Origin of the sequence: Methylococcus sp. S1M, assembly GCF_051295855.1 — a bacterium.
In the GTDB taxonomy this organism is placed as follows: Bacteria; Pseudomonadota; Gammaproteobacteria; order Methylococcales; family Methylococcaceae; genus Methylococcus; species Methylococcus capsulatus.
In genome coordinates this window covers 1-311 of the sequence record NZ_JBPDXO010000050.1, presented here as the reverse complement: position 1 = coordinate 311, position 311 = coordinate 1, and the positions used below count along the sequence as shown (strand labels likewise).

The following is a 311-nucleotide window of genomic DNA, read 5'->3' as shown; positions in this document are numbered from 1 at the left end:
GGGATGCGGTGCGGAGGCAAGCCGTGATTGCGGCTCAGGAAGGACAGACCGATGTCTGCTCTGCTTCCAGAACCGCCACCGAAGCGTCTGTTTTTCGCGCTTAGGCCGGACGCGGGTGTTCGTGAGACCTTGGGTAGGCTGGTCCGCTCCCTCCGCCGTTCGGTCAAAGGGCGCTGGGGCGAGCCGGACAAGCTCCATCTCACTCTGGCATTCATGGGGGCGGTGCCGGCGGAACGTTTGCCGGAGCTTACAGCAATGACGGAGGATCTCGATCTGACGCCCTTTGAGTTGGCGCTGGACCGGCTGGAATA

At 63.0% G+C, this 311-nt stretch carries 1 protein-coding gene; it reads left to right on the top strand.

Annotated features, from left to right (window positions below):
• Positions 1 to 51 precede the first annotated feature (51 nt).
• A partial coding sequence (locus ACSHWJ_RS16040) for a 2'-5' RNA ligase family protein (protein WP_435928789.1) occupies positions 52 to 311 on the top strand: 260 nt, incomplete at its 3' end.